A 26,227-nucleotide genomic window follows, 5' to 3' on the forward strand; every position below is an offset into this window, starting at 1 on the left:
GAATCGTGACGGACGGGCGTAACGACACGACGGTGGGCCGGCCGACCGCGCAGAACCCGGACGGCAGTTTCGCCCCGCGCGACGGCGGCGAGATCGCGGCGTTCTTCGACGGCCTCGAGCTCGTCGACCCGGGCCTGGCGTCGGTCGCGCTCTGGCACGCGGAGGGCGAACCTCGGGCGCGCCCGGCGATCGAGGACGTGGCCTGCAACGGTCTGGTCGCCCGCGTCCGCTGACGCCGTCGTTCGCCGCCTGGGCCACGCCGCAGCCCGTCGTGATCGGCAGGCCAGGCCCTATGCTGCCCGCATGGTTGATCGACGGCCGTCGCGGACGGTGGCGGGGGAGCGGGCGACGCTGGTGGGGCTCCTGCAGTTCCAGCGGGAATCGCTGGTGCGCAAGGTGACCGGGGTCGGCGACGAGGCGGCGCGCAAGTCGCCGGTCGGCAGCGGCACGAGCCTGCTCTGGCTGGTCAAACACCTCACCTGGGCCGAACTGTCGTGGTTTCTCGTGCGCTTCGCGGGTGAGGACCTCGCCCTCCCGGACGAAGAGGTCCGGGAGGGCGACACCCTGGGCGAGGCGATCGACGCGTACGAGGCCGCGTGGCAACGCGTCGCGCCGGTGCTCGCGGACGGGGACCTCGAGCAGATGATGGCGCGCGACGACGGGCAGCCGCGGTGCAACCTGCGGTTCGTCATCGGGCACATGCTGGAGGAGACGGCCCGGCACGCGGGGCACGCCGACATTCTGCGGGAGCTCATCGACGGATCGACCGGACGGTAGGCGTGATCTACGCCCGGCCCCAGTTCTGGCTGCGCGCGGCCATCGTCGCCTGCGGCGCGGCGGGACTGCTCATGGCGGAGCAACGGCTCATCTACTACACCGCGCAGAGCAACCTGCTGACGCTCGCCTACTTCGTGGGCGCCCTCTACTGGATGGTCAAGCGCGGCACGATCGAGCCGCCCGCGCCCCGTTGGCGCGGCGCGGTCACGCTGTGGATCCTGATCACCTGCCTGATCTCGCATTTCATGCTCAACCACGGCGAGAACCCGCTGCCCGGCCTGGCTGCCGCCGACCCGGGCGAGGCACTGACCAACCGGTCGCTGTTCCTGGTGCACTACGTCGTGCCGGTGCTCGTGCTGGCCGACTGGGTGCTGTTCGGGCCACACCGGATCGTGCGCCGGCGCGACATTCCACTGTGGATCGCCTACCCGCTCGGCTACGGCCTGATGATCGAGCTCCGGGGTGGGCTGCTGCCCGCGGCGCCGGTCCGGTATCCGTACTTCTTCCTCGACCCCGCCGAGCACGGGTACGACTGGGTGGGCTTGCAGTTCGTGCAGCTGGCGGTGGTCTTCGGGGCGCTCGGCGCCGCGGTGGTCGGCCTGGATCGGCTGGCGGCGCTCGCAGGGGCAAAACGGGCGCGCGCCCGGACAAAACCGGCGCGCGCTGGGACCGAACCGGCGGAAGAGGAGATCGATGCGGCGGGCATAGATCTGCAACGATGACGGGATGCGCCGCCCGTTCCGCCTGTCCTATCTGTACGCGCTGATCGGCGCCCTTCTGCTGCTGGCCGGGTTTCTGCTGCTCTACCCCGTGCGGCACACCGAGGGTTTCGGCACCGAGCTGCGCATCAACATCGGGTCCAACCTGCTCGACCTGGTGCTCGCGGTGCTCGTGCTCCAGCCGCTGGTGCTCTCGCTCAACCGCAACTCGGTGCGGTGGCGCAACCGCCTCGACTACCGGGCGGTGATCCGGCGGATCGAACAGGCCCGGGACAACGTGGACGTCTGGAAGTTCTGGACCGGCCTGCTGGAGCCGCGGAACGAGCAGGCCTTCGCCGCCGCGGTGCGGGCCGCGCTCGAGCGCGGGGTGCGCTTCCGCATCCTGCTCACCGATCCGTCGTCGGCGGACGCCGCCGAGCGGGCCCGGCAGGTCGCGCCGACCGACGCGGTCGCGCTGATCCGGCAGAACATCGAACGGCTCGACGATCTCGTACGGTCGTTGCCCGAGCGCCACGCCGAGCTGTTCGAGGTACGGATCAGCCCGGTCGGGCCGGCGCACGCCTGCTACCGGGTGGACGACTGGCTCTCGTACGGCCTGTTCCGCAATCGCCGGGTGAGCGAGAGCTACCAGCGCGAGGTCCGGGTCCGCGGCGACCTGGGCGAGCTGGCGCTGGAGGCGTTCGACAACCGGTGGAACGGCGCGGGCCTGCTGCAGCTCGGCGAGCACCGCCGGATCCGGCTGCGTTTCACGGTGCACGACGCGGTCGTCGAGCACGACCTGCGGTACGTGGTGCACGAGGGCGAGCACTGGGTGAACGTGCATCCGGTCGCGCTGTCACAGGCGTTCCACCCCGATCATCAGGTCACGATCAGCGAGAACGGCCGCAAGCAGTACGTCCTGGCGCCGACGTCACCGGGCGGGGCGGCCGAGGCCTACGCCGCGAAGTACGGGCCCGACCCGGGCGCCGTCCTTCTGCGGCTGGCCGACGCTTAGGCGAGCGCCGGCCGAACCGCGGTCGCGCAGCAGTTGGCGAAACGCCCAGCCAGTACCTCGTTAGCAGGTACTGACTGGGCGCGCGCGGATGCGGGCTAGATGCGGCCGAAGCGGACCTGGCCGGCGTTCCAGATCTGCGCGAGGCGGACGCGGTCGCCCGGTTTCGGGGCGTGCCAGACACGGCCGCCGCCGGCGTAGACGGCCACGTGGTACGCGTGCCGGCCGTGTACCCAGAAGACCAGGTCGCCGGGGCGGGCCGCGGCGCGGCTGATCGGGTGGGCGGCGCGGTACTGGGCGTTCGCGGTGCGGGGCAGGCGGATGTGGGCGGCGCGGTAGGCGTACCCGGAAAGGCCGGAACAATCGAACGCGCCCGGACCCGCTGCTCCGCGCCGGTAGGGCTTGCCGCGCTGGGCGCTGGCGGCGGCGACGATGCGCTTGCCGCGCAGCAGCGCGGCGCCGGCGGGGGAGAGCGGGACGGCGGCGGAGACCGCGGGCCGTGACGATGGCGCCGCCTGGGCGGCCGACGGGGCGAACAGGAGCGACATCAGGGCCAGGAACGCCCAGACGACGGCGAACGTGGGCATGGCGAAGCGGACACGAGCAGACAAGACGATCCTTGGTCCTTCAACCGCCTGCGAGGTTAGCTGTCGGGTTGGGCCTGAAGGCGGCCCGTCGCATCAAGGCGACTTCACCCCGGAGCCGGCGAGCCGGCGAAAAAGAGGGGTCCCCCGCTCCCGCCCACTGAAGTTTCCGATTCGGAGACATGGACCGCACGCGGTGGGCGGGACTCGGCGTCCGCGCGGCGGTGGTGGCCGCTGGTGTTGCAACGCGGCGCAAGACGAGATCGGCCGTCGTCGGGAAAACGGCGGGAAAGCCGGGGGTTGCTCCCGGACGGCTACCCGTGAATCGGGGCGTCCAGCCCGGTGAGGGGCAGACCGGACCCGCCCCAGGCGGACGCGACGATCTCGGCGGCGATCGCGACCGCGGTCTCCTCGGGGGTGCGGGCGCCCAGATCGAGGCCGATGGGAGCGGACAACCGGGCCAGCGCGGCCTCGGAGACGCCGGCCTCGCGCAGGCGGCGCATCCGGTCGGAATGGGTGCGGCGGCTGCCCATCACGCCGATGTACCGCGCCGGGGTGCGCAACGCGACCTCGAGCAGCGGAACGTCGAACTTGGGGTCATGCGTGAGGACACAGAGCACGGTGCGCTCGTCGACCGCCGCGGATTCCAGGTAGAGATGCGGCCATTGCACGACCAACTCGTCGGCCGAGGGGAAACGCTTGCGGGTGGCGAAGACCGGACGCGCGTCGCAGACCGTCACGTGGTAGCCGAGGAAACCGCCTATCCGGGCGACCGCGCCGGCGAAGTCGATCGCACCGAAGACGATCATGCGGGGCGGCGGCAGATAGGTCTGCACGAAGGCCTCCATCTCGTCGAGGCGCTGTTCGCCGTGCGTGCCGAGGTGGACCACGCCGGTGGTGCCGGCCGAGAGCATGCCGGCCGCCTGTTGCTCGGCCGCGCGGTCGAGGCCCGCGTCGCCCAGCGATCCCACGACGTGCGAGGGCCAGACCGCGAGCTGCCTGCCGTTCAGCGAGACGGTCGCGACCGGCCGGCCCGACGCGATCGCCGCGAGAACATCGTCGACGTCGGCGAGGGCTACCGACGGCTGGACCAGGACCTCGATCGTCCCGCCGCACGTCAGGCCCACCTCGAACGCGTCGCCGTCGCTCACGCCGTACGTGTGCTGCTGTGCCTTCTGGGTCTGGATGACCTCTTCGGCGGCGGCGTAGACCGCGCCCTCGACGCACCCGCCCGAGACGCTGCCCAGGACCTCGCCGCGCTCGTTGACCGCCATGGACGAGCCGGGCTGGCGGGGCGCCGACTCCCACGTGCGCACGACGGTGGCCACGGCGAACGCGATGCCCTCCGCGCGCCACGCGACCAGCCCGTCGATGATGTCCCGCACGACCTCACCTTCCGTGATCAAGGGCCGGATCGTCAACGGCTAGTTAAGAGATCCCTTAGGTAGCTGTTGACTTTGATGGGTGCCCGCGCGAGATTCACCGCAACTCCGGGAGGTGCATCGTGCAGGTGCCGGCTCCGTTCGAGTACGAACGTGCCACCACTGTCGACCATGCCATTGGATTGCTGGAACGTCTGGGCAGCTCAGCGCGGCTCGTCGCGGGCGGGCACAGCCTGCTGCCGATGATGAAGCTGCGCCTGGCGAACTTCGAATACCTGATCGACATCAACCCGCTCCACGAGGAGCTGGGCTACATCAACATTAACGCCGACGACGTACGCATCGGGTCCCTGACCCGGCACCGCGAGCTGCTCGAGTCGGACGAACTGGCGGCCGCGTTCCCGATCTTCCGGGAGGCCGAGCGGGTGATCGCCGACCCCGTGGTGCGCAACCGGGGGACGCTCGGCGGGTCGCTGTGCCAGGCCGATCCGAGCGAGGACCTGTCGGCGGTGTGCACGACGCTCGACGCGGCGTGCGTGATCCGCGGGCCGGGGGGCGAGCGGGTCGTCTCGATGGAGGAGTTCCACGTCGGGCCGTACGAAACGGCCGTCGGGGACGACGAGATCCTGATCGAGATCCGTCTTCCGCGCCGGCCCGGGCACGGCAGCGCCTACGAGAAGGTCGAGCGCCGCGCCGGGGACTGGGCCGTGGTGTCGGCCGGCGCCGCGGTGTGGCTCGCCGCCGACGGCACGATCGCGGATGCGCGGGTCGGTCTGGCCGCCGTCGGGCCGAACACCACCGGAATTCCCGAGATCTCGGACACGCTCCGCGGGCGGGCGCCGGACGAGAACGCGTACGAGCAAGCCGGCGCGATCGCGGCCCGCAGCTGCGATCCCGTCACCGACCAGCGCGGGAGCGAGGACTACAAGCGCCACCTCGCGGACGAGCTGACCCGGAGGACCCTGCGCAAGGCCGTCGAGCGGGCGAGGAGCTGAACCGATGCAGGTCACGATGACCGTCAACGACGTCGAGGTCACCCGGGAGATCGAGGGGCGGCTGCTGCTCGTCCACTTCCTGCGCGACGTGCTCGGCCTGACCGGCACCCACTGGGGCTGCGACACCAGCAACTGCGGCACGTGCGTGGTGTGGATGGACGGCGAGCCCGTCAAGTCGTGCACCGTGCTCGCCGCGATGGCCGGGGGCCATGAGGTGCGTACGGTGGAGGGCCTGGCCAAGGACGGCGAGCTCGACCCGATCCAGGAAGGCTTCATGCAGTGCCACGGCCTGCAGTGCGGCTTCTGCACGCCGGGCATGATGATGACCTGCCGGGCGCTGCTCGATCGCAATCCCGACCCCACCGACGCCGAGATCCGTGAGGCCATCTCCGGCCAGATCTGCCGGTGCACCGGGTACTCGACGATTGTCCGTTCTGTCCGGTGGGCCGCGATTCACGAGGCTACGCAGGAGGTCACGGCATGACCGCGGTGCAGGAGCCGAAATTCACTGAATTTCATGACAACGACCAGAAGCCCGTCGGCTTCGGCCGGATGCTGCGCAAGGAGGACCCGCGCTTCATCCGGGGCCGCGGCCGCTACACCGACGACCTGCAACTGCCCGGCATGCTCCACCTCGCGATCCTGCGGAGCCCGTTCGCCCACGCCCGGGTCGTCAGCGTCGACACCAGCGCGGCCGAGGCCTCCCCGGGCGTGAAGCTGGTCGTCACCGGCGCCATGCTCGCCGAGAAGGGCCTGGCCTGGATGCCGACCCTCTCCAACGACGTGCAGGCCGTGCTCGCCACCGACAAGGTCCGCTTCCAGGGCCAGGAGGTCGCGTTCGTCGTCGCCGAGAACCGGTACGCCGCCCGTGACGCGCTCGAGCTCATCGACGTGGAATACGACGTGCTCGATCCGGTCATCGACGCCCGTCGCGCCCTCGAGCCGGACGCGCCGCTGATCCGCGACGACCTGCAGGGCAAGGAGAACAACCACGTCTTCGACTGGGAAACCGGCGACGAGGCCGCGACCGAGGCCGTATTCGCCGCGGCGGACGTAGTCGTACAGGAAGACATCGTCTATCCGCGCGTGCACCCGGCGCCGATGGAGACGTGCGGCGCGGTCGCCGATTTCGACGCCGTCGAGGGGAAACTGAAACTCTGGTCGACGACCCAGGCCCCGCACGCGCACCGCACCCTCTACGCCATCGTCGCCGGCATTCCCGAGCACAAGATCCAGGTGATTTCGCCGGACCTCGGCGGCGGTTTCGGCAACAAGGTGCCGATCTACCCCGGGTACGTCTGCGCGATCGTCGGCTCCATCCTGACCGGCAAGCCGGTGAAATGGATGGAGGACCGCTCGGAAAACCTCATCAGCACCGGGTTCGCGCGCGACTACATCATGCGCGGCGAGATCGCGGCCACCCGCGACGGCAAGATCCTGGCGATCCGCACGAATGTGCTCGCCGACCACGGCGCGTTCAACGGCACGGCCGCGCCCGTGAAATACCCGGCCGGTTTCTTCGGGGTTTTCACCGGCAGCTACGACCTGCAGGCCGCGTACTGCAAGATGACCGCGGTCTACACCAACAAAGCGCCCGGCGGTGTCGCCTACGCCTGTTCGTTCCGCATCACTGAGGCGGTCTACCTCGTCGAGCGCATCGTCGATTGCCTCGCTGACGAGCTCGGCATGGATCCCGCCGAGCTGCGCCTCAAGAACTTCATTCAACCCGACCAGTTCCCGTACGAGACGAAGACCGGCTGGGTCTACGACTCGGGCAACTACGAGCCCACGATGCGCCTGGCCATGGACATCGCGGGGTACGCGGAGCTGCGCAAGGAGCAGGAGGAGAAGCGCGCCCGGGGCGAGTTGATGGGCATCGGCATCGCGTTCTTCACCGAGGCGGTGGGCGCCGGGCCGCGCAAGCACATGGACATCCTCGGCCTCGGCATGGCCGATGGCTGCGAGCTGCGCATCCACCCCACCGGCAAGGCGGTGGTGCGGCTGTCGGTGCAGACCCAGGGCCAGGGACACGAGACGACGTTCGCGCAGATCGTCGCCGAGGAGATCGGCATCCCGCCGGCCGACATCGAGGTCGTGCACGGCGACACCGACCAGACGCCGTTCGGCCTCGGCACGTACGGGAGCCGCTCGACGCCCGTCTCCGGCGCCGCGGCCGCGCTGGTCGCCCGGAAGGTCCGCGACAAGGCGCAGCTGATCGCCTCGGGGATGCTCGAGGTGTCGGTCGCCGACCTCGAATGGGTCAAGGGCGCCTTCCAGGTCAAGGGCGACCCCGGCAAGTCGGTGACGATCCAGGACATCGCGTTCCGCGCGCACGGCGCCGGCGACCTGCCGGACGGCGTGGAGGGCGGGCTCGAGGCGCAGATCTGCTACAACCCCTCGAACCTGACGTACCCGCACGGGGCGTACATCTGCGTCGTCGACATCGATCCCGGCACCGCGCAGGTGAAGGTGCGGCGCTTCATCGCGGTCGACGACTGCGGCACCCGGATCAACCCGATGATCATCGAGGGCCAGATCCACGGCGGCCTCACCGACGGCGTCGGCATGGCGCTCATGGAGATGATCGCCTTCGACGAGGACGGCAACTGCCTCGGCGCGTCGCTGATGGACTACCTGATCCCGACCTCGCTCGAGGTGCCCGACTGGGAGACCGGCTACACGGTCACCCCGTCGCCGCACCACCCGATCGGCGCGAAGGGCGTGGGGGAGTCGGCCACGGTCGGCTCGCCGCCGGCCATCGTCAACGCGGTGGTCGACGCGCTCAAGCCGTTCGGCGTCCGGCACGCCGACATGCCGCTCACCCCGTCCCGCGTGTGGGACGCGATGCGCGGCCGGGCCACGCCCCCGATCTAGGAGCCCTTCCGTGACCCCCATCGCCGAACGCGTGCAGGAACTGACCGGTGCGCGCCAGCCGTTCGTGCACGCCACGGTGGTGCGCGCGCAGGCGCCCACCTCGGCCGTGCCGGGCGACGACGCGGTGATCCTCGCCGACGGGTCCATCGAGGGCTTCGTCGGCGGGGTCTGCGCCGAGACATCGGTGCGGGCCGCCGCGCTGGGCACGCTGCGCGACGGCAACTCGTTGCTGCTGCGCGTGATCCCTTCGGCGTCCGAGGAGTTCCCGGCGGTGCCGGGCGCGCAGGTGGTCGTCAACGAATGCCTTTCGGGCGGCGCCATCGAAATTTTCCTGCGCCCGGTGCTGCCGCGCCCGCTGATCGGCGTGTCGGGCACAACGACGCCGATCGGCGCCGCGATGGTCGCCCTGGCCGAGTTCCTCGATCTCGAAATCACCGAACCCATGGCGTACGCGGGGGCGAGCGCGGTCGTGGTGGCCGGCCTGGGCCGCGACGACGAGCAGGCCATCCGCGCGGCCCTCGATGCGGGCGTCCCACTGATCGCGCTGGTGGCAAGCCGAACCCGCAGCACGGCGCTGCTCGATTCCCTTGGCCTGACGGACGAGGAGCGAGCCCGGGTGCGCCCACACGCGGGGATTGAGATCGGGGCTCGGACGCACAAGGAGATCGCGCTTTCCGTTCTGGCCGAGATAGTGCGCGAAATCCGCACGGAGTCCCTGGGGCCCGCTCGTGCCGTTCACCGCCAGCTCTCCGTAGCCGACATTTCCGAAATGCCGGTCAGCGACGGCGACGCGGGGATCGCGCGGACTGCGGTCGATCCGGTCTGCGGGATGACCGTTGTGGTCGGGGACGGCACGCCGCATGCCGTTGTCGATGGGGTGGAGCACTGGTTCTGCTGTGCGGGGTGCCGTGATGGGTTCGTGGCGGCCTCATGACCACGGCCGGGCTCGTGCTGGCCGCCGGCGGCTCGCTGCGGCTGGGGGAAGCGAAGCAACTGCTGCCCTACCGCGGCCGTACCCTCCTCGACGCCACCCTCGACATGGCGCGGGCCTGCGGGTTCGACGAATTGCTGGTCACCTTGGGCGGGTCGGAGGCGGAGATCCGCTCGCGTGTCGACCTGAGCGGGTGCGCCGTCGTCGACAACCCCGACTTCTCGGACGGGTGCGGGTCGTCGATCCGGTCGGCGGTGCCGCATGTCTCGGCCGACACGCTGGTCCTTCTGCTCGGGGATCAGCCGGGGATCGATCCGGGCGATGTGCGGCGACTGTGCGAAACCCGTACGCAAATGGCTGTGTGTCGTTATGCGGACGGGCTCGGGCATCCCTTTCTCTTTCGGCGAGAAACTTTCGGGGTGTTGGCGACGCTGCACGGGGACAAGGCCGTGTGGAAGGTGCTGCACTCCGGCGAGTTCGAGGTGACCCAGGTGCCGGTCGCGCGCGAGACGCCGATCGACGTGGACACCCGCGAGGACTATCGGCGTCTGCTGGCGGGGGAGCGCCGGTGAACGACGCGCTCGAGGTGAGCCGGCGCTTGGACGCGGTCGACTATCTGGTCGACGACGGGCTGGCCATGGCCATCTTTCTTTCGCTGCGGCTGGGGAAACCACTGCTGCTCGAAGGCGAGCCGGGAGTCGGAAAGACCGCGGCGGCCAAGGCGCTGGCCATTGCGCTCGACGCGCCGTTCATCCGCCTCCAGTGCTACGAGGGGCTGACCGCGAGCGAGGCGCTCTACGAGTGGAACTACCAGCGGCAGCTGCTGGCGATCCGGCTGGCCGAGGCGCGGCACGAGCGGCTGGCCGACGACGACCTGTTCACGGCCGAGTTTCTTCAGGAAAGGCCGATCCTCAAGGCCGTACGCCATCGGGGCCCCACGCCGCCGGTGCTGCTCATCGACGAGATCGACCGGGCCGACGACGAGTTCGAGGCGTTGCTCTTCGAGTTTCTCGGTGAGGCGTCGGTGACCGTGCCCGAGCTCGGTACCTTCACCGCGTCGCGGCCCCCGGTCGTCGTGCTGACCTCGAACCGCAGCCGTGAGCTGCACGATGCGCTGCGGCGGCGGTGCCTGTACCACTGGATCGAGTTCCCGGCGCCCGCGCGAGCCGCCGAGATCGTGCGGCGGGCCGTCCCCGGGGCGACGCATCCGCTGATCGCGAGCGCCACCGAGTTCATCGGGCGGGTGCGCACGCTGGAGCTTGACAAAGCGCCCGGACTCGCCGAGACCATCGACTGGGTGGCGGCGCTCTCCGCGCTCGGCGCCACCGAGCTAGCGCCCGACAACATGCTGCACACGATCGGCACGATCGCCAAGACACCCGACGACCGGCTCGTCGTCGCCGGCGCCGTCCACGCCGCCGGAGCCGACCACCTGGAGACGCCATGAAGATCACGAACGAGTTCACGGTCCATACCCCGATCGAGCGCGCCTGGGAGCTGCTGACCGACCTCCAGGGAATCGCGCCGTGCATGCCCGGCGCGCAGCTCACCGGCGTCGACGGCGACACCTACCGGGGCAAGGTCAAGGTCAAGGTCGGCCCGGTGATCTCCGAGTTCGCGGGGACGGCGCGCTTCGCGGAGAAGGACGACGCCGCCTATCGCGCGGTGATCGACGCGAAGGGCAAGGACGCGCGGTCGGCGGGCAACGCTTCGGCGCTGGTCACGGCCGTCCTGACGCCGGCCGGGTCGAGTACGGCCGTGAGCGTCGACACCGACCTGAAGATCAGCGGGAAGCTGGCCCAGTTCGGCAGTGGCATGATCAAAGAGGTGTCGGGGAAGCTGCTGGCCCAGTTCGTGAGCAACCTGGAGGCCAAGCTGGCCGCCGAGGAGGCCGCGCCCGCATCGCCGGCTGAGTCACCGGCTGACACAGATGCGGCCGCCGGCTCGCTGGCCGGCGCCGACGCTTCCGCCAAGACCGCCGCTTCCGAAGCCGTCACCCAGAAGACGGCCGAGGATGCGGTTCCTCCTGCGTCGGCGTCCCCCGTGCCGACGCAGGCCGCGCCGGCGCCGAGTGCGCCGGCGACGCCCGCGGCGGTCGCGCCGGAAACGGCGCCCGCCGCGGGTCCGGTTGCCGCAGGCTCGGATTCGACGCCGGCGGCTGCGTCGCAGGCCTCGACTGCTGCGTCGCCTGCCGTTGCTTCGCCTGCTGCTTCGCCTGTTGCTTCGCCTGTTGCTTCGCCCGCCGCCAATCCGGCGGCCTTCTCGCCGTCGAGCGCCGACGAGCCGGAGCCGCTCGACCTGCTGAGCGTCGCCGGGAGCTCGATCTACAAGCGGGCGATCCCGTTGGTGATCGGCCTGGTCGTCGTGGGGGCAGTCATTGCCTGGGCCATCGCAAGACGCTGAGCCGACGCCGGGTCTGTCGGGCGGCGCTGGGCCTGCGCCGGGTCTGGCAGACGGTGCTGGGCCGACGCCGCGTCTGGCGCGTGGCAGCGGGCCCACGCCGGTTCTGTTGCGTGGCGTCGACCGTGCCGCGTTCGCCGTGGCTTTCGTGGCGAAACTGCGTGGCGCTGGTGTAGCCGCCGGGCTGACCGAGGTGGATGACCTGGTGCGGGCCCTCGCCGCCGGTCCGCTCGACTCGCGGGACGCCCTCTACTGGACGACCCGGATCGCCGTGCTGCGGCGGCATGCTGACCTCGCGGCCTTCGATCGCGTTTTCGCCGCGGTGTTCGACGACGCGCCGCCGCTCGCGCTGACCCGGGACGCCGAGACGGCCCGGCGGCCCGACGAGGTGCATGTGCCGGTCGCGGGGGCGGCTGACAGCGCGGCCTCGGGTGGCGGGCTGCCGTGGGCGACGCTGCCGCCGGCCGTTGCCGTCGACGAGAGCGGGATCGAGTCGGGAATGCGGCTGCCCGAGCTGCGGCCCAGCGCGCTGGCGGCCCTGGCCGAGCGGCCGTTCGAGGAGCTCGACGGCCGGCAGACCGGGCAACTGGCGGAGGCGCTGCGGGATGCGCTCAGCCGATGGCCGACGCGGCGGACCAGGCGGCACGCGGCCGACCCGTCCGGTCGCCGGGTGGCGTTGCGCCCGACGATCGCGCGGGCCCGCCGGACCGCGTGGGAGCCGGTGGTCGTCGTACGTGAGCGGCCCGTCCGGCGGCCGCGGCGAGTGGTGATGCTCTGCGATGTCAGCGAGTCGATGCGGGCGCAGGCCACCGCCTATCTACATCTGATGCGGGCCTTCGCGACGGTTTGCGAGGCGGAGGTCTTCGCCTTTGCCACCACGTTGACCCGGCTCACGCCGGCATTGCGGCAGAGCTCGGCGAAAGAGGCCATCGCGCAGGCCACCGGCGCGGTCACCGATCGGTTCGGCGGGACGCGGATCGCCACCAATCTGACCGCGCTCCTGGATTCGCATCACGGGAACGCGCTGCGCGGATCGGTGGCGATCATTGCCTCGGACGGGTGGGACAGCGATCCACCGGAGAGACTGACGGCCGCGATGCAAAGGCTGCGCCGCCGTGCGTACGCAATCCTGTGGTTGAATCCCCGCGCCGGCGCGCCTGGCTTCAGTCCCTCGGTGGCGGCCATGGGCGCCGCCCTGCCGTTCTGCGATCGGCTGATGCCGGCGGCGACTTTCGCGGATCTGGCGGAAGTGGCGCGAACGCCGGCGCGGGTCACGGGTGCATGGTCGCGCCCTTCATGACCTTGTCGACGGCGTTCTTCGGTCCGTAGACCGCCACGCCGACCAGGTCGAGTTGCTCGGTGGTGACGGCTTTGACGGCGGCGCGATTGTCGGTGTCGTTGCCGGTCGCGAAAAGGTCCGAGGTGAAGACCGCGACCGGCAGATTGCGGCCGAGCGCCCGGCCGTGTGCGGCCCGCACCAGTTCCTTGCTGCCGGCGAAGACGAGCACCGGCTGGCGGAACATCGGCAGGTAAACGGTGCCGTCGCCGTCCTCGTAGGGCTCGCCGATCACCTCGGGAACCACCGTGCCGAGGCCGCTGACCAGGAAGGCGGTGACGTTGAGTCGCTGCCAGGCGAGCAGGTCGTCCCGGAGGATCACGGCGATTTTCGTGTCGAAGCGTTCCATGGGTCCGATGATGCGGGCCCGGCCACCGGCAGATCTTGTACGATTTTGACGTGTCGGCCGCGGAGTTCTCAGCCTGGCGGCCACCGCTCGACGGCGTGGTCGAGGTGCTGAGCGCCCATTTCACCGGGCATGCCTACCCGATGCACGCGCACGACTCGTGGACGCTGCTGATTCTCGACGACGGCGTGGTCCACTACGACCTCGAAAATCACGAGCGCGGCGCCTTCGGCGATCTGGTCACCTTGCTGCCGCCGCACGTGCCGCACAACGGCTCGTCGACGCGCCCGTTCCGTAAGCGAGTGCTCTACCTCGCGCCCGATCAGCTGCCCGAGCGCCTTATCGGCGCATCCGTTGACAATTCCGGATTTGTCGATGCGGGGCTGCGGCGGTTGATCTCCTCGATGCACCGCGTGATCGGTCAGCCGGGGGAGGGGCTGGCGTCCGAGGTGCACCTGGTCGAGATCACGTCACGACTGCGGGACCGGCTCGGCGCCCCGATCGTGCCGGCGAAACTTTCCCGTACGCCTGCTCATCAGTTGCGTGACCTTCTGGAGCAACGCGTCGTCCCGGGCCTTTCGTTGCAGGAAGCTGCCGGCCTTCTGCATTTCCACCCGGCTTATCTGGTGCGCTCCTTCACCGCCGAGTTCGGGATGTCGCCGCACAAATATCTGGTGTCGCGCCGCGTCGATGTCGCGCGCCGCCTGATCCTGGCCGGCCGCCCGCTGTCTCTGGTGGCAACGGAAAGCGGCTTCTATGACCAGCCGCATCTGGTGCGGCATTTCAAGCGGATTCTCGGGGTGAGCCCGAAAGCATTCGGGTCCGACTGACGGTGGTAGAGCAGCGACACCAATGCGGCCGACGCCTGCCGCATGTCGCCCCGGTAATGGTCGCGGTGACCGCGGGCAGCTGCGCCGCGCTGGGCTCGTTGACCGCCGTGAAGGCCTGGGGCGTCAGCTCCAGAGCGTGACGTGTACCGATGGCCGGAAGTGGCCCACGTTGACCCCGGCCCCGCGCATCATCGCCTGGATCGCCCGCGGCGTTGCGGCGAACCGGGCCAGCTCGGCAGCCGCCGCCGGAGCCCCTTGATCGGCGAGCGTCATCGCGTGCCATACCGCCTCGAGGCTCGCGTACGGACCCGGGAGCTGCACCAGATGACCGTTGCGGACATCGGGCGCGACGGTGAACGACAGCGCCGGCGCCACGCCCTTGCCGCGTTTCGCCTCCTCGAACGCGGCCGCGTGGCTCTGGAAGATCTGCTGGTGCTCCTCGGGGACGGCCAGCCGGCGCAGCAGCGCGGGGATCGCACCCATGGTCGTGGCCGCCGACGGCCCCAGCAGCCAGGTCTGGTCGCGCAGCTGGGCCGCCGACGCGCGCACCCCGGCCAGGGGATGGTCGGGCCCGGCCACGACGACCACCCGGTAGTTCATCACCGGCCGGCACACCAGCCCCGACTCGGCGGCCGGGCGCGGACCGATCGCGATGTCGGCGCTGCGGGTCATCAGCAGCGTCTCGAACGTGCTCGGATTGCGGACGCTCAGCTCGACGTCGAGATCGTCGGCGCGGCCGGCGAACAGCTCGATCAGACCCGGCGCGGCGTGCTCGGCGAACAGCGCGGACGCGGCCACGCGCAGCAGCCGGCGGCCCTTGCCGGCCGTGCTGACCTCGAGGACCGTGATGTCCTGCAGACCCAGCATCTCGGCCGCCCGCGAGGCCAGCCGCAGGCCGCCGGGCGTGAAGGCGAGCCCGGCCGCCGTGCGCGTGAAGAGCTGGTCGCCGAGCTCCTTGCGCAGCTGTCCGATGTGCAGGGAGATCGCCGACTCGGAGACCTGAAGCTCGGCCGCCGCGAGCTTCACCGACCCCAGCCGCACCACGGCCGAGTAGGCGCGCAGCTGCGTGGGGGTCATAGCCCGAGCCTGCCACGTCGAGCCATGTCGAGCCCCCTATGGAGTGATGCCGAAGCTGCACAGAATGTAGCGCGTCACCCTGGGTGATCAGCGGCGGGCGACGGCGGCACCGGGGATTCTAAAGTGGACCGCTTCGCGGGTGGGGGCAGATTCTTCCGCGGGGTGGAAGATGTTCTCATGCGGCGCCTCGCCCTGGCGATTCCGCTTCTGCTCCTGGCCGCCTGCGCCACGTGGTCCGGCCCTCCGCCCGCGCCCGCACCCTCCGCCATCGCGTACGGCAGCTCGGAACACGCGCTGCGGGTCGGCGGGCTCGACCGTACATTCCGGATTTATCGGCCCGAGACGTCGATGGGGGTCAGCCGGATCCCGCTGGTCCTCATGCTGCACGGGGGTTTCGGCTCCGCGCGGCAGGCCGAGCAATCGTACGGATGGAATGCGATCGCCGACCGCGACGGCTTCCTCGTCGCGTACCCGGACGGGGTCGGACGCACCTGGAACGTCTCGCCCGACTGCTGCGGTGCGGCCGGCGCCGACCAGGTCGACGACGTGGGCTTCATCGACGCCCTGGTCGCGACCGTCGCCCAGGAAGCGCCGGTCGACCTCGCCCGGGTCTACGCCACCGGGATCTCCAACGGCGCGATGCTCGCCTACCGCCTCGCCTGCGACACCACTCTTTTCGCGGCGATTGCCCCGGTCGCCGGCACGATGCTCGGGCCGTGCCCCGATGCGCAACCGATCTCGATTCTGCACATTCACGGCACTGCCGACAGAATTATTCCGTACGGGGGTGGGCGCGGTCGCCTGCCGGTCGAGTCCGACATCCCGTCCATCCTCGAGCTGATCGCCGACTGGCGGCGGATCGACTCCTGTCCCCGGCCGCGGTTCAGCACGTCCGGCGTGGTCACCACCACGACCGCGATCTGTCCCGGCAGCCGGCTCGTCGTGCTCAAGGCGGTCGGCGGCGCCGGACACCAGTGGCCGGGCGCGACGGGTCCCGGCCCGATCGCCTCCCGCGTGCTGGGCCTCGATCCACCCTCCGACGCGCTGGACGCGACCGCCGCGATCGCCGGCTTCTTCCGCCTGTCTTGACGCAACCGATCGGTTGCTATAACGTCAGTAGCAACCAAGTGGTTGCTACTGAAGGAGATCGTCATGGCATTCCCCGATCGCATCGAGCGCACGCTGGAGCTCGCCCATTCGCCCGAGCGGGTCTGGGCCGCGCTCACCACCGCCGAGGGCCTGGGCACCTGGTTCGGCAACGCCGCCGAGGTCGACCTGCGCGTCGGCGGCGTCGCGAAACTTTCCTGGACCAGCGGCGACACCGCGACGCTCATGGTCGAGCGGCTCGAGCCCCCGCGCGTGTTCGGCTACACCTGGAACATCTACGGCCTGGCCGCCAACGACCCGCGCCGCACCTACGTGGAGTTCACGCTCGAGCCGTCCGGCGCCGGCACTACGCTGACCATGGTGGAGACCGGATTCGCGCAGCTTCCCGACGACCTGCACAGCAAGGCCTTCGGCGGCAACACCGACGGCTGGACCAACGAGCTGGGCGAGCTGGTCACGTACCTCGATGGCCGCTGACCACCTCGAAGCGGTGGCGCAGGAGGTCTTCGCCGCCCTGGCCGACCCGACGCGCCGGCAGCTCCTCGCCGCGCTCGCGTCGGGCGGCCCGGCCACCGCGACCGACCTCGCCGCCCGCCTGCCGATCACCCGGCAGGCCATCGCCAAGCACCTCGTCCTGCTGGCCGAGGCGGGCCTGGTGGTGGCCGAGCCGGGGGAGCGGCGGCGGGTCCGCTACCGCCTCGACTCCGCCCCGATGAAGGTGGCGCAGCAGTTCCTGGCCGCCCTGGCCCGCGACTGGGACGGGCCGCTCGCCGCCTTGCGCGACCATCTGGGATGACCCTTTGGTATGCCTGGGGTAGATCAACCACAGTCCATTCATAGACTTCGATGTTTGTCTTCCTGTCTGCATTCCCGACCGGAGGAGAAGTCCATGAACAACGACGACTACGTGCGCGAGGTCCACGACAAGGGATGGCAGTTCGACCGGCGGCGGATGCTCACCGTCCTCGGCGGCGCGGGCACCCTCGCCGTGGCCGGCGGCAGCTCCCTGCTCGGCGGCGGCGCCCGGGCCGCGGCCGCCGCCTGCGTGGCCGAGGTGGAATCGGAGACGGCCGGACCGTTCCCGGCCGACGGTTCCAACGGTCCCGACGTACGCGTGCTCAGCGGCATCGTCCGCAGCGACATCCGCCCGTCGTTCGGGACCTCGACCACCGTCGCCCCCGGCGTCCCGCTGCAGTTCTCGCTCACGATCAGCAACCTGAGCTGCGCCCCGCTGGCCGGCGCCGCCGTTTACGCCTGGCACTGCGACCGTGCCGGCCGGTACTCGCTCTACTCGTCGGGCGTGACCAGCGAGAACTACCTGCGCGGCATCCAGGTCACCGACTCGACCGGCCGGGTGACGTTCACCAGCATCTATCCGGCCTGCTACTCGGGGCGATGGCCGCACATTCACTTCGAGGTCTACTCGTCGCTGTCCGACGCGACCGGCGGCGCCGGCCCGATCCGCAAGACGTCCCAGATCGCGTTGCCCGAGGCAATATCCAAGACCGTGTACGCGACGGCGACCGGTTACTCCCAGAGCGTGACCAACATGAGCCGGATCTCGCTCGCCACGGACATGGTGTTCCGTGACGATCTCGCCGCTCGTGAGATGGCCACGGTCACCGGCAGCGTGTCGGCGGGGTACGTGGCGTCGCTCGCCATCACCGTCGACCCCACGAAGACCGAAACCGGCGGGGGCCCGCGCGCGTCGGCCTAACGGGCCGGCCTTTTAGCTTCGCGTTTAACGTCTGGGCTGGGTTCAGTCGCTCTGTGGAGGGACTGGCATGGAACGGCCACCTGATCACTGTGAGGAGAGGCGAATCTTCTCGGGAGGTTCAGGTGGCCGTTGTTCGTAGTGTCGTGCAGGCCGGGCGGGCTGACCAGGGTGAACTTCGCCGGTTCCGGGGCGAGGTGTATGACTGTTTCACCGTGCGGGCGGGCGCGTTGTTCGATCTGGTCGACGGGCTGTGCACGCCGATCACGGTCGGCGGGGTCGCTTATCTGAGCCTGGCGCCGGGTGCGCGGCGCGGGCACGGCGCCGCTTATGCCGCGGTAGCGGTGGGCCGGATCGACACCGGCATGCTGTGTGACGTTCTTGCAGCGGCCCGGCCGGACCGCTGGCGGCCGGACTTCCGGTCCGCACCGCCAAGGGCCGGATGGACCTCGTCGGCACCGCCCTGCTCGGCGCCGCGATGCTGGCCCTGCTGCTGCCGCTGGCCCAGGGCGACTCGTGGGGCTGGACCGACCCGCTGACCCTCGGCCTGCTCCCCGCCGCGGGCTCCCTCGCCGCGTTTCCGGCGCCGCTCATCCCCGGCGGAGCAGCGTGCGCAAGTGTCCCCACGCGGTGGGCCGGGCCGGCGAGTCCGCGGCCTCTACCGACGCGAAGCCGTAGGTGCGCATGCTGTCCTCGTACGCGTCAATCGTGGTCTTGCCGGTGAGCGCGGCGCAGAGGACGGCCGCGTCGAGCAGGGCCGTGTTGGCGCCCGAACCACGCGCCGGACTCATCGCGTGGATGGCGTCGCCCAGCAGCGTCACCCGGGACGAGGGCCAGGCAGCGACCCGGCGGCTGACGCGTACGCGAACGAGGAAGGTCTCGTCGACATCCGCGGCGGCCAGCAGGGCCCTGATGTCGGGATGCCACGAGCGGATCGCCTCGCACGCCACCGCGTGCAGGCCCGCGGCGTCCAGGCCGGTCAGGTCGGGAATGCGCTTCTCGCGCGCCGAGACGGCCCACATCGCGTAGTCGTCGACCTCGTCGAGCCGGCGCCGGAATTTCACCAGGCCGGCGGCCACGCCGATGTGGCCGCCGACGATCGCGGTGAAGCCCTCCCGCATCGCCGCCGGGATGGCGTGCGCGGCGTTCAGCGGGGTCTTGCCATAGATGATGCGCTCGCCGGTGTCGACCACCTCCGCACCAGCCCTTGGGCGAGGCACAGGCCACCCAGCCCGGCGCCGGCGATCGCGACCCGCATGCCCCTATGATCCACGGCCTTGTCGACCCGACGTCAGCGAAGCGATCGACGCACTAGCGCCGTTCGTCGGCGGGGCCGGTGTGCGTCGGCAGGCCGGCGGCGACCCAGGCCTCGAAGCCGCCGATCATGTCGGTGGCCCGGGTCAGGCCGAGCGCCCGCAGGCTCGCGGCGGCCAGGCTCGAGCTGTACCCCTGGCGGCACACGACGATGACGAGCAGGTCGTAGCCGGTGGCCTCGGGGATGCGGTCGGGCGATGCCGGGTCGAGCCGCCATTCCAGGACCGTGCGGTCGATGACCAGCGCGCCGGGCAGCTCACCCTGTTCGCGCCGCTGCACCTCGGTGCGGGTGTCGACCAGCAGGGCGCCGGCGGCCGTGGCCGTTCTCGCCTGCTGGGGCGTCAGCCGGTCCATGCCCACCCGGGCCTGATCGAGCAGGGCCTGCACGCCGGGCGCGTGACCCACAGCCGTCGACAAATCGTCCTCCAGAATCGAATCGAATCGACTCGCGAGCGTCTCCGGTAGCCAGACTAGGGGCGCGGCTTCGGGTCCCGGGAGCGGACGACGGCCAGCAGGTGGGAGAGGGCGGGCAGCGCCTCGGTCAGGCGGGCCCGCTCCTGTTCGGAGAGCTCGGCCAACGCCGAAGCCATCACGTCGGAGCGGCCCTGGCGGAAGGCATTGAGCATCTCCTCCGCGCGGGCCGTCGGGACCAGTACCACCGATCGGCCATCGGCCGGAGCGGGCCGGCGCTCGACCAGGCCGTCAGCGGTCAGGTCGCGTACCACGTTGGAGATTGTCGGACGGGCCAGGTGGAGCTTGTCGGCCAGATGCGCGGGGGTGAGGCCGTCGGAATGGGACAGGCTGCGCAGGACCGCCACCTGCGACTCCGGCAACTGCGGGAGGCGCGAGGCCGAGCGCGTGGCCTGCACCACGGCGCGGCCCAGGCCCTGCACCAGGGCGACCAGGTGATCACCCAGCTCCATCCGCTTCTCCTTGCGATCGTGCATGCCTCCATGACACCATAGTTTTGTGACAAAACTACAAGACGACTCTCTGGTACGCCGGGAGCGGCGCACGCCCCGACGCCGGGTGCTGCGGGTGACGCGCATCGAAGAGCTCAGCACGACGATGCGGCGCGTCTGGCTTGGCGGGGACGACCTCGAGGCCGACTTCGCGTTCTCGCCGCTCGGGGCGAGCGATCACATCAAGCTGGTGCCGCCCGACCCGGCGACCGGGCAGGTCGTGCTGCCGCCGCCGGACGGGCCGCGGCCGGCGATGCGCGACTACACGATCCGGCGGTTCGACGCCGCGCGTCAGGAGCTCGCGCTCGACTTCGTGCTCCACGAGCACGGGCCGGCCGGGCGCTGGGCGATCGACGCCGCGCCGGGTTCGGAGATCGGCGTGCTCGGGCCGCGCGGCACGCAGATCTTCCCCGGCGAGATCGGGCAGTACCTGATCGTCGTCGACGAGACCGGCCTGCCGGCAGCCGAGCGGTTCCTCGAGGAGCTTCCGGCCGCGGTCGGCTTACGCGTGATTGTTCTTGGCGGATCGGAGCGTGCGCTGGGAGACTCGGCGCGGGGTGCGGAGATCATCTGGCTGGAGGAGGCCGAGGCGTTGCCGAAGACGGTGGGTGAGGTGCCGGCGGACGTGTTCGTCTGGGCGGCCGGTGAGGCCGATGTGATGCGCGGGCTGCGCGGCTACCTGCGCGACGATCAGCGGGCCGACCCGGCGCGCGTCTCGATCCACGGGTATTGGCGTACCGGCCACGCGGGCTCGCTGCCCCGCGAGGAGGAGGGCTGACCGGCGCCGGGGCGTCCGCCGCGCCCCGGCGATTCGCTGCCCTGCGCAATCCGGATTGCCGGCCGTATCTGTTCGGCGCCGCGCTGGCGATGATGGCCGACAACATCGAGCACGTCATCACCTACTGGGTGTTGTGGGAGAAATTCCATTCGCCGGCGCTCGCGGGCTTCCAGGTCATCAGCCATTGGGTGCCGTTCCTGCTGTTCTCCGTGTATTTCGGCGGGCTGGCCGACCGCTTCGACTGCCGCCGGGTCATCCAGGCGGCGCAGGCATTGTTCATGCTCGTCTCGGTGCTGTGGGGCGTGTTGTTCCTGACCGGCACGCTGCAGATCTGGCAGGCGTGTGTCCTGCTGATGCTGCACGGCCTCGCGGGGTCGCTGTGGGGGCCGGGCGAACAGCTCATGCTGCACGATTTCGTCGGCGATGAAGAGCTGCCTTCAGCCGTACGCCTGAATGCGACGTTCCGTAGTCTCGGCGTGTTGTTCGGGCCGGTCATCGGTTCGGCGTTGCTGCTCGGCCTCGGCCCGACCGCGGGCATTTTCGTGAACGTGCTGTTCTACCTGCCGCTGACGCTCTTCCTGTTCCGCACCCGGTTCACCGGGCACACCCGCGACGGCGGCATCGTGCGGCACGAGCGGGTCGGCGTGCTCGACTCGCTGCGGGTGCTGCGTGCGGTGCGCGCCAATCACACATTGGTCAGCATGATTGTGCTGGGCGGCCTCGGGTCGTTCTTCGTGGGCGCGTCCATCCAGTCCTCGATGCCCATCTTCGCCCAGGACCTCGGCGCCGGGAGCGCCGGAACGGCGTACGGGGTCCTGCTGTTCGCGAACGGCGCGGGCGGCGTCCTCGGCGGCCTCCTGCTGGAGGCCACCGGATGGATTCCGGCAACCGTCGGCGCGGCGATCGTCAGCACTTTCGCGTACGGCGTGAGCACGCTGCTCTTCGCGGTGACGGGGTCGTATCCGGTCGCGGTCGCGCTGCTGGTGATCGGCGGCGTGGCAAGCCTGGCCGCGATGTCGGTCGGACAGACCGTGGTGCAGTTGCTCGCCCCGCCGGGGGATCGCGGGAAGGTGCTCGGCGTCTATGGTGTGTCGGCGAGCGGGCTACGGTTCGGCAGCGGGATCATGGTGGGCCTGTTCGGCGCGGTGGTCGGGATCCATTGGTCGCTCGGGCTGAGCGCCGCGGCACTGTGCGTCGGCACGATCCTGGCGGCGCTTCCGGCCTTACGCCTTCATAGCCGGCGCCAATGACCGATGGTGATCAGTTGTTCATCGTCCGCGATTCCCCAGTCGATCCGCGTTCACCTGATGAGATGGTGAAGATCAACTGGATGTTGACTGAATAACGATTGAGATACGGGACAGACTTTCTTGCACGCAACCAGTACGGTCGCGAAGCGCTCTACCCCGCAATTTCGATTGGATTCGAATAGTGTCACTCAACGAGCAGGTGCCTCCGCCGCCTCCGGGCCAGCCGCAGTACCCGAACTTCCAGGCCCCGCCGCCTCAGCAGCCGCAGGGCACCAGTGGTCTCGCGATCACCGGTTTCATCCTCGCGTTCGTGGCGCCGATCATCGGCTTCATCCTGAGCTTCATCGCGATCTTCAAGACCGGCCCCGGCAAGGCGAAGGGCCGCGGTCTCGCCGTCGCGGGCACGATCATCGGCGGTCTCTTCACCATCATCGGCATTGTCATCATCGTTGCCGCCGGCCTGTTCGTCAGCAACTCGACGGTGACCGACCCGGGCTGTGTCGACGGCAAGGCCGCGATCATCAAGGGCGCCGAGAAGGTCGATGCCGCCTCGCTGCAGACCACCGTCGACGAGCTGCACGCTGCCGCGGCCAAGGCCAAGCACGACGAGGTCCGCACCGCGATGAACACGATGGCTGACGACTACACCCAGCTGCTCAACGCGATCAAGACCGGCAACATGCCGGACGGCCTCGAGGCCAAGATCACCACGGACGTCAACAAGGTCGACTCGCTCTGCACCGTCGGCTCCTGACGCTGAAACCCACGTCGCCGGGCGGGGGCGCACCGACGCCCCCGCCACGCGACCCGCACCCGCCCGGCACGCGCGATGAAATGGGGCGCCGCGCACTGCCGCAACGGATGCGAGACAACGCGAAACAATGACGCTTCCGTCCGGCGCCAAAACGACCGTTAGCGCCGGACTGACAGCGAATGCGGCAAGAGAATGGGCGGCTCGCCCTATTGGCGCCGGGCCCTGCGATCAGGCCCATGCCGCGGTGGGAAGTGCCGTACGAGTCGCCCGGCCGCACCCTTCTCCGCTACGTGCTCGGCACGCTGGCCGCCCTGTGTCCGCTCGGCGGGCTGGATCGCCTGGCGGGGCCCGGCCACCGGCTTCGACGCCGTGGCCCTCTGGATCTCCACCCGCGCCGGGCACGAGATCGAGACGCCGATCTGACGCTCGGGCGCCCGCGTCGCCCATCGCACCCGCACCCGCACTCGCACTCGCACTCGCACTCGCACGAAGCTCCCGCAGGAGGAGCTCTCGCGCCTGATGGAGCGGCTACGAGCCGGAGCGCGCCTCAACACCTGAGGACCCCAGCCCGCTGTCGCCGGGCCCCCTGCGTCGGCCTTCTGAGAGGGCGGCAGCTGCCCAGGCGGGGACGCCGTGAGGCGCAGGCTCGGGACGGCCCGACGTGGCCAGAACACCGTCGGGACCGAGTCAGATCGAGGACGGTCCGTCTCACCGGCGCACGTCTGCCGGCTGCCGGATCGTGCCGGAGGCCCGGGCCACCGGGCTTGCCGGCCGCCGCGCGAGCTGACCGACTTCGCTCAGGCCCAACCGCGACCGGTCGCACCCCACCGCGGCTGCTGCGCCCCGAGCGGCAGGCCGGCCGGCGGCCTGCCGCGCCCCGAGCGGCACGCCGGCCGGCGGCGGCGCGCTCGGCTATTCGGCCAAGGGGGAGGGGGACGGCGCCCGGCTCGCCGCGGTGACCGCGCCCGTCAGGTGGCGCACGATCTCGGCCGTGCGAGCCAGCTCCTCCTCGGAGTATTCGGCCGCCGCCGAGCGCATCCGTTCGCCCAGTGGCACGAAGAACGCCGTTGCCACGGTCAAAGCCGTCTCGCTCATCGTGACCGTCACACGGCGGCGGTCGTGCGGGTCGCGGGTGCGGCTTACATGACCCACCGCCTCCAGCCGGCCGACCAGCGCGGTGGCCGCCGCGGGGCTCAGGCGCAGCTGATGCGCCAGCTCGCCGACGGTGATGGGCTCGCCGGACGAGGTGCCGCGCGCGATCCACATGATGGCGTTCAGGTCGCTGCGCCCGAGGCCGTGCGACCGGGCGAACACGTCGACGAAGACGTCGCTCTCCACAGTGAAACGGCGTAGGGCGTCGATCAGGTCGCCCATGACGATCTCGCGGTCGGGTTGCGTCGGCACGGCCGCCATTCTATCGTTTCCATGGCCGAACAATCCAACCGTCGAAACGTTTGGATCGTGCTGATGACTGCCCGGCTGCTGACTACCCGGATCGGGGTTGTCGTAGTCCTGTTGACCACCGTCGTGCTCGCGGGGCTGGTGTTCGCGCTCTCGCCGGGGCCGGGCGTTCAGAACGTCATGCCGCGGCGGTGATAGTCGCCGCGCCGGCCCAGGTGGCTGATGTACACCTCGGGCGGGTAGATGTGTTCGGCCTCGTACTCGTCGGCGCCGTTGCCGTCGGACTCGCGGAAGCCGCTGCCGTCGCGCCGGACGAAGACGCGCTCGCTGCGGATGACGGTCTCTGAGCGATCGAGGTACTTCTCGCCGATCTGCCAGCCCTTCTCGCCGTCGTCGACCAACTTGTCGCGCCAGTTGCGGCGATGGCGGCGTTGCGGCTGGTAGGTGGTCCGTGACAGCGCCCGGGCCATCCGTGCGCCGGTCAGCGGGGGCAGCCTCAGGTCGCCGCCGCCGTCGATCTCACCGTCCAGCCACTGGACGAACTCGTCCTCGGTCATCTCCCGCCGGCGGAGCTTCTTCGCCGCGCGCAGGATGATGGCGGTCTCGTCCTCGTCCCAGTCCAGCGGCGCCGAGTGGCGGTCGGGAAACGTGAGCTCGTAGGCCCACAGCAGAGCCGTCATCCGCCGCTCGCAGAGGTCGGCGAAGCGCCGCGCGTCGTCGCGCGCTCCGGCGCCCCGCTCGGCGGCGTCGGCGTAGCGGCCCAGGCCGACCCGGCCGAGCGCGCTCGGGGTCTCGATCTCGCCCAGGGTGACGACCGAGGTGGCCGCCGCCTGCTCGCGTACCGACACCGATTGCCATTGCGGCAGCGCGGCGGCGGTGTGGAAGGCCGGCCCTTCCGGGCCGAGCGTCAGGAAGACGTGGTGGGTCATCGGGAAGGTCTCACCCTCGTACGAGCTGAGCGTCTCGAAGGTCTCGAACGGCGCGAGCACCCACGCGCGCGGTGTTCCCTCCGGCGCGGAGTCGTGCCGCTCGTCGAGGCCGGGGTCGCCGGCCGCCGCCATGATCCGGGCGAACAGCCGGGCCCGGGGGAACAACGCCTCCCGCAGCGCGTCCTCGAACTCCAGCACCCACGTGGTGCGCGCCGAGGCCGGTTGCCGTTCGCGTTGTTCCCGCGCTCGCCGGCGAAGGGCGTCGATGTCGATCGGCTCGTCCTGCACGACCTGTCCAACCTCCCCGCCCGGTCAGGCGCCGGGCCCGGCCAGTCAACCGCATGGCGGCGCCGGCCGGGACCGGCCCGACGGCCGATGCCGTCCGGGCGCTTCGGTCGTCAAGCGTGCGGGCCGGCGGCCGGGCGCCGGCTGGTACGGACTGGGGCCGACTCCGCGATGCTCGCCGGCCACGTGCGCCCCACCGGTGGACGGCGGAAGTGCGGCCGGGCGGGGCCGAGTGCCGCGACATCTCGATATCCATCGTCAGTCTTCGATATATGGTCGCGCACATGGAGATGACGATGCTGTACAGGTCCGGCGTTGTGCTCGCCGGCGCGATCTTGGTCCTGGCGGGGCTGAGCGCCGCTGGAGTGGGGGGGGGCGCGGGGCCCCCCCCCCCCCCCCCCGGGGCCCCCCCCCCGGGCCCCCCCGCGGGGCCGCTCACGGGCGGGGGGGGCCCGGCGCCCCCCCCGGGCCGGACCCGCCGCGACACGCTG

Annotated in this window: 30 protein-coding genes and 1 riboswitch; of the genes, 21 read left to right on the top strand and 9 right to left on the bottom strand. The window is 70.7% G+C overall.

All coding sequences use genetic code 11. The features are described 5' to 3' along the window. Positions 1–5: 5 nt before the first annotated feature. The 4 genes from ACIA5D_RS15010 (at position 6) to ACIA5D_RS15025 (ending at position 2,490) form a co-directional block, all read left to right on the top strand. Entirely contained in the window at positions 6–233 is a 228-nt protein-coding gene (locus ACIA5D_RS15010; protein ID WP_396030471.1) for an SAM-dependent methyltransferase, read from the top strand. 70 nt (positions 234–303) lie between these two features. Then, positions 304–777, top strand: coding sequence for a DinB family protein (locus ACIA5D_RS15015; RefSeq protein ID WP_396030472.1), 474 nt, complete (start codon positions 304–306; stop codon positions 775–777). Between the two features lie 2 nt (positions 778–779). Continuing rightward, the gene (locus tag ACIA5D_RS15020) at positions 780–1,499 is read left to right on the top strand and encodes a Pr6Pr family membrane protein (protein ID WP_396030473.1); all 720 of its coding nucleotides are present in this window, start codon (positions 780–782) and stop codon (positions 1,497–1,499) included. 4 nt (positions 1,500–1,503) lie between these two features. Further along, positions 1,504–2,490 (top strand): hypothetical protein, encoded by a 987-nt coding sequence (locus ACIA5D_RS15025; RefSeq protein ID WP_396030474.1) that lies wholly within the window; start codon positions 1,504–1,506, stop codon positions 2,488–2,490. 95 nt (positions 2,491–2,585) lie between these two features. On the opposite strand, the gene ACIA5D_RS15030 is transcribed toward ACIA5D_RS15025, so the two are convergent. Continuing rightward, positions 2,586–3,098 (bottom strand): C40 family peptidase, encoded by a 513-nt coding sequence (locus tag ACIA5D_RS15030; RefSeq protein WP_396030475.1) that lies wholly within the window; start codon positions 3,096–3,098, stop codon positions 2,586–2,588. 6 nt (positions 3,099–3,104) lie between these two features. After that, positions 3,105–3,261, bottom strand: a riboswitch (cyclic di-AMP (ydaO/yuaA leader). 124 nt (positions 3,262–3,385) lie between these two features. Beyond that, on the bottom strand, positions 3,386–4,456 hold the full coding sequence (locus ACIA5D_RS15035; RefSeq protein ID WP_396030476.1) for an XdhC family protein: 1,071 nt from the start codon (positions 4,454–4,456) through the stop codon (positions 3,386–3,388). Positions 4,457–4,575: 119 nt separating this feature from the next. Here ACIA5D_RS15035 and ACIA5D_RS15040 point away from each other — a divergent pair, with 119 nt between their 5' ends. The 8 genes from ACIA5D_RS15040 to ACIA5D_RS15075 all read left to right on the top strand — a co-directional run bounded on the left by ACIA5D_RS15040 (position 4,576) and on the right by ACIA5D_RS15075 (position 12,953). After that, on the top strand, positions 4,576–5,448 hold the full coding sequence (locus ACIA5D_RS15040; protein ID WP_396030477.1) for an FAD binding domain-containing protein: 873 nt from the start codon (positions 4,576–4,578) through the stop codon (positions 5,446–5,448). A 4-nt stretch (positions 5,449–5,452) separates the two neighbouring features. Then, entirely contained in the window at positions 5,453–5,932 is a 480-nt protein-coding gene (locus ACIA5D_RS15045; protein WP_396030478.1) for a (2Fe-2S)-binding protein, read from the top strand. Then, positions 5,929–8,322, top strand: coding sequence for an aerobic carbon-monoxide dehydrogenase large subunit (locus ACIA5D_RS15050; RefSeq protein ID WP_396030479.1), 2,394 nt, complete (start codon positions 5,929–5,931; stop codon positions 8,320–8,322). The genes ACIA5D_RS15045 and ACIA5D_RS15050 overlap by 4 nt, the downstream gene beginning before the upstream one ends. A 10-nt stretch (positions 8,323–8,332) precedes the next feature. Continuing rightward, positions 8,333–9,256 (top strand): XdhC family protein, encoded by a 924-nt coding sequence (locus ACIA5D_RS15055; protein WP_396030480.1) that lies wholly within the window; start codon positions 8,333–8,335, stop codon positions 9,254–9,256. Further along, positions 9,253–9,825 carry an NTP transferase domain-containing protein gene (locus ACIA5D_RS15060; RefSeq protein WP_396030481.1) on the top strand — a complete coding sequence of 191 codons (573 nt, stop codon included), beginning with the start codon at positions 9,253–9,255 and terminating at the stop codon, positions 9,823–9,825. The genes ACIA5D_RS15055 and ACIA5D_RS15060 overlap by 4 nt, the downstream gene beginning before the upstream one ends. Continuing rightward, the gene (locus ACIA5D_RS15065) at positions 9,822–10,700 is read left to right on the top strand and encodes an AAA family ATPase (RefSeq protein ID WP_396030482.1); all 879 of its coding nucleotides are present in this window, start codon (positions 9,822–9,824) and stop codon (positions 10,698–10,700) included. Before ACIA5D_RS15060 ends, ACIA5D_RS15065 begins: the two co-directional genes overlap by 4 nt. Then, complete coding sequence (locus ACIA5D_RS15070; RefSeq protein WP_396030483.1) at positions 10,697–11,656, top strand: SRPBCC family protein; 960 nt, start codon at positions 10,697–10,699, stop codon at positions 11,654–11,656. Before ACIA5D_RS15065 ends, ACIA5D_RS15070 begins: the two co-directional genes overlap by 4 nt. Positions 11,657–11,762: 106 nt before the next feature. Further along, the gene (locus ACIA5D_RS15075) at positions 11,763–12,953 is read left to right on the top strand and encodes a VWA domain-containing protein (protein WP_396030484.1); all 1,191 of its coding nucleotides are present in this window, start codon (positions 11,763–11,765) and stop codon (positions 12,951–12,953) included. Here the strand turns inward: ACIA5D_RS15075 and ACIA5D_RS15080 are convergent. Continuing rightward, on the bottom strand, positions 12,925–13,338 hold the full coding sequence (locus ACIA5D_RS15080; protein WP_396030485.1) for a DUF2000 family protein: 414 nt from the start codon (positions 13,336–13,338) through the stop codon (positions 12,925–12,927). The genes ACIA5D_RS15075 and ACIA5D_RS15080 overlap by 29 nt on opposite strands. A 50-nt stretch (positions 13,339–13,388) precedes the next feature. On the opposite strand from ACIA5D_RS15080, the gene ACIA5D_RS15085 reads away from it, so the two are divergent. After that, positions 13,389–14,165, top strand: a complete 777-nt coding sequence (locus ACIA5D_RS15085; protein ID WP_396030486.1) for an AraC family transcriptional regulator — start codon at positions 13,389–13,391, stop codon at positions 14,163–14,165. Between the two features lie 123 nt (positions 14,166–14,288). On the opposite strand, the gene ACIA5D_RS15090 is transcribed toward ACIA5D_RS15085, so the two are convergent. Next, positions 14,289–15,242 (bottom strand): LysR family transcriptional regulator, encoded by a 954-nt coding sequence (locus ACIA5D_RS15090; RefSeq protein ID WP_396030487.1) that lies wholly within the window; start codon positions 15,240–15,242, stop codon positions 14,289–14,291. 177 nt (positions 15,243–15,419) lie between these two features. Between ACIA5D_RS15090 and ACIA5D_RS15095 the strand changes: the two genes are divergently transcribed. The 4 genes from ACIA5D_RS15095 to ACIA5D_RS15110 all read left to right on the top strand — a co-directional run bounded on the left by ACIA5D_RS15095 (position 15,420) and on the right by ACIA5D_RS15110 (position 18,066). Continuing rightward, a complete protein-coding gene (locus ACIA5D_RS15095) occupies positions 15,420–16,331 on the top strand; it encodes an alpha/beta hydrolase family esterase (RefSeq protein WP_396030488.1) in 912 nt (303 codons plus the stop codon). Positions 16,332–16,394: 63 nt separating this feature from the next. Beyond that, positions 16,395–16,826 (top strand): SRPBCC domain-containing protein, encoded by a 432-nt coding sequence (locus ACIA5D_RS15100; RefSeq protein ID WP_396030489.1) that lies wholly within the window; start codon positions 16,395–16,397, stop codon positions 16,824–16,826. Next, the gene (locus ACIA5D_RS15105; protein ID WP_396030490.1) at positions 16,816–17,145 is read left to right on the top strand and encodes an ArsR/SmtB family transcription factor; all 330 of its coding nucleotides are present in this window, start codon (positions 16,816–16,818) and stop codon (positions 17,143–17,145) included. Before ACIA5D_RS15100 ends, ACIA5D_RS15105 begins: the two co-directional genes overlap by 11 nt. Before the next feature lie 93 nt (positions 17,146–17,238). Further along, the gene (locus ACIA5D_RS15110) at positions 17,239–18,066 is read left to right on the top strand and encodes an intradiol ring-cleavage dioxygenase (protein ID WP_396030491.1); all 828 of its coding nucleotides are present in this window, start codon (positions 17,239–17,241) and stop codon (positions 18,064–18,066) included. A gap of 587 nt (positions 18,067–18,653) precedes the next feature. Here ACIA5D_RS15110 and ACIA5D_RS15115 read toward each other — a convergent pair. The 3 genes from ACIA5D_RS15115 to ACIA5D_RS15125 all read right to left on the bottom strand — a co-directional run bounded on the left by ACIA5D_RS15115 (position 18,654) and on the right by ACIA5D_RS15125 (position 20,324). Then, positions 18,654–19,256, bottom strand: coding sequence for an FAD-dependent oxidoreductase (locus ACIA5D_RS15115; RefSeq protein ID WP_396030492.1), 603 nt, complete (start codon positions 19,254–19,256; stop codon positions 18,654–18,656). A 118-nt stretch (positions 19,257–19,374) separates the two neighbouring features. Continuing rightward, positions 19,375–19,731, bottom strand: a complete 357-nt coding sequence (locus ACIA5D_RS15120; protein WP_396031001.1) for a rhodanese-like domain-containing protein — start codon at positions 19,729–19,731, stop codon at positions 19,375–19,377. 116 nt (positions 19,732–19,847) lie between these two features. Then, entirely contained in the window at positions 19,848–20,324 is a 477-nt protein-coding gene (locus tag ACIA5D_RS15125; RefSeq protein WP_396030493.1) for a MarR family winged helix-turn-helix transcriptional regulator, read from the bottom strand. 22 nt (positions 20,325–20,346) lie between these two features. Here ACIA5D_RS15125 and ACIA5D_RS15130 point away from each other — a divergent pair, with 22 nt between their 5' ends. The 3 genes from ACIA5D_RS15130 to ACIA5D_RS15140 all read left to right on the top strand — a co-directional run bounded on the left by ACIA5D_RS15130 (position 20,347) and on the right by ACIA5D_RS15140 (position 23,121). Next, positions 20,347–21,117: a siderophore-interacting protein gene (locus tag ACIA5D_RS15130; protein WP_396030494.1), complete on the top strand. Its 771-nt coding sequence runs from the start codon at positions 20,347–20,349 to the stop codon at positions 21,115–21,117. Next, entirely contained in the window at positions 21,069–22,367 is a 1,299-nt protein-coding gene (locus ACIA5D_RS15135) for an MFS transporter (RefSeq protein WP_396030495.1), read from the top strand. Before ACIA5D_RS15130 ends, ACIA5D_RS15135 begins: the two co-directional genes overlap by 49 nt. A gap of 181 nt (positions 22,368–22,548) precedes the next feature. Beyond that, positions 22,549–23,121 (top strand): DUF4190 domain-containing protein, encoded by a 573-nt coding sequence (locus ACIA5D_RS15140; RefSeq protein WP_396030496.1) that lies wholly within the window; start codon positions 22,549–22,551, stop codon positions 23,119–23,121. A 912-nt stretch (positions 23,122–24,033) separates the two neighbouring features. Here ACIA5D_RS15140 and ACIA5D_RS15145 read toward each other — a convergent pair. Next, entirely contained in the window at positions 24,034–24,534 is a 501-nt protein-coding gene (locus ACIA5D_RS15145; RefSeq protein WP_396030497.1) for a MarR family winged helix-turn-helix transcriptional regulator, read from the bottom strand. A 12-nt stretch (positions 24,535–24,546) separates the two neighbouring features. On the opposite strand from ACIA5D_RS15145, the gene ACIA5D_RS15150 reads away from it, so the two are divergent. Continuing rightward, positions 24,547–24,717 carry a hypothetical protein gene (locus ACIA5D_RS15150; protein ID WP_396030498.1) on the top strand — a complete coding sequence of 57 codons (171 nt, stop codon included), beginning with the start codon at positions 24,547–24,549 and terminating at the stop codon, positions 24,715–24,717. Here the strand turns inward: ACIA5D_RS15150 and ACIA5D_RS15155 are convergent. Beyond that, positions 24,693–25,739 (bottom strand): hypothetical protein, encoded by a 1,047-nt coding sequence (locus tag ACIA5D_RS15155; RefSeq protein ID WP_396030499.1) that lies wholly within the window; start codon positions 25,737–25,739, stop codon positions 24,693–24,695. The genes ACIA5D_RS15150 and ACIA5D_RS15155 overlap by 25 nt on opposite strands. Positions 25,740–26,227: the final 488 nt, after the last annotated feature.

It is taken from the genome of Actinoplanes sp. NPDC051513, assembly GCF_044454685.1.
In the GTDB taxonomy this organism is placed as follows: domain Bacteria; phylum Actinomycetota; class Actinomycetes; order Mycobacteriales; family Micromonosporaceae; genus Actinoplanes.

What these genes read in the sequence shown, in the direction of transcription:
- ACIA5D_RS15015 (WP_396030472.1), top strand. Translation starts at nt 304, where the DNA reads ATGGTTGATCGACGGCCGTCGCGGACGGTGGCGGGGGAGCGGGCGACG.
- ACIA5D_RS15025 (WP_396030474.1), top strand. Translation starts at nt 1,504, where the DNA reads ATGCGCCGCCCGTTCCGCCTGTCCTATCTGTACGCGCTGATCGGCGCC.
- ACIA5D_RS15045 (WP_396030478.1), top strand. Translation starts at nt 5,453, where the DNA reads ATGCAGGTCACGATGACCGTCAACGACGTCGAGGTCACCCGGGAGATC.
- ACIA5D_RS15050 (WP_396030479.1), top strand. Translation starts at nt 5,929, where the DNA reads ATGACCGCGGTGCAGGAGCCGAAATTCACTGAATTTCATGACAACGAC.
- ACIA5D_RS15060 (WP_396030481.1), top strand. Translation starts at nt 9,253, where the DNA reads ATGACCACGGCCGGGCTCGTGCTGGCCGCCGGCGGCTCGCTGCGGCTG.
- ACIA5D_RS15070 (WP_396030483.1), top strand. Translation starts at nt 10,697, where the DNA reads ATGAAGATCACGAACGAGTTCACGGTCCATACCCCGATCGAGCGCGCC.
- ACIA5D_RS15080 (WP_396030485.1), bottom strand. Translation starts at nt 13,338, where the DNA reads ATGGAACGCTTCGACACGAAAATCGCCGTGATCCTCCGGGACGACCTG.
- ACIA5D_RS15090 (WP_396030487.1), bottom strand. Translation starts at nt 15,242, where the DNA reads ATGACCCCCACGCAGCTGCGCGCCTACTCGGCCGTGGTGCGGCTGGGG.
- ACIA5D_RS15095 (WP_396030488.1), top strand. Translation starts at nt 15,420, where the DNA reads ATGCGGCGCCTCGCCCTGGCGATTCCGCTTCTGCTCCTGGCCGCCTGC.
- ACIA5D_RS15100 (WP_396030489.1), top strand. Translation starts at nt 16,395, where the DNA reads ATGGCATTCCCCGATCGCATCGAGCGCACGCTGGAGCTCGCCCATTCG.
- ACIA5D_RS15105 (WP_396030490.1), top strand. Translation starts at nt 16,816, where the DNA reads ATGGCCGCTGACCACCTCGAAGCGGTGGCGCAGGAGGTCTTCGCCGCC.
- ACIA5D_RS15110 (WP_396030491.1), top strand. Translation starts at nt 17,239, where the DNA reads ATGAACAACGACGACTACGTGCGCGAGGTCCACGACAAGGGATGGCAG.
- ACIA5D_RS15120 (WP_396031001.1), bottom strand. Translation starts at nt 19,731, where the DNA reads ATGGACCGGCTGACGCCCCAGCAGGCGAGAACGGCCACGGCCGCCGGC.
- ACIA5D_RS15125 (WP_396030493.1), bottom strand. Translation starts at nt 20,324, where the DNA reads ATGCACGATCGCAAGGAGAAGCGGATGGAGCTGGGTGATCACCTGGTC.
- ACIA5D_RS15145 (WP_396030497.1), bottom strand. Translation starts at nt 24,534, where the DNA reads ATGGCGGCCGTGCCGACGCAACCCGACCGCGAGATCGTCATGGGCGAC.
- ACIA5D_RS15150 (WP_396030498.1), top strand. Translation starts at nt 24,547, where the DNA reads ATGGCCGAACAATCCAACCGTCGAAACGTTTGGATCGTGCTGATGACT.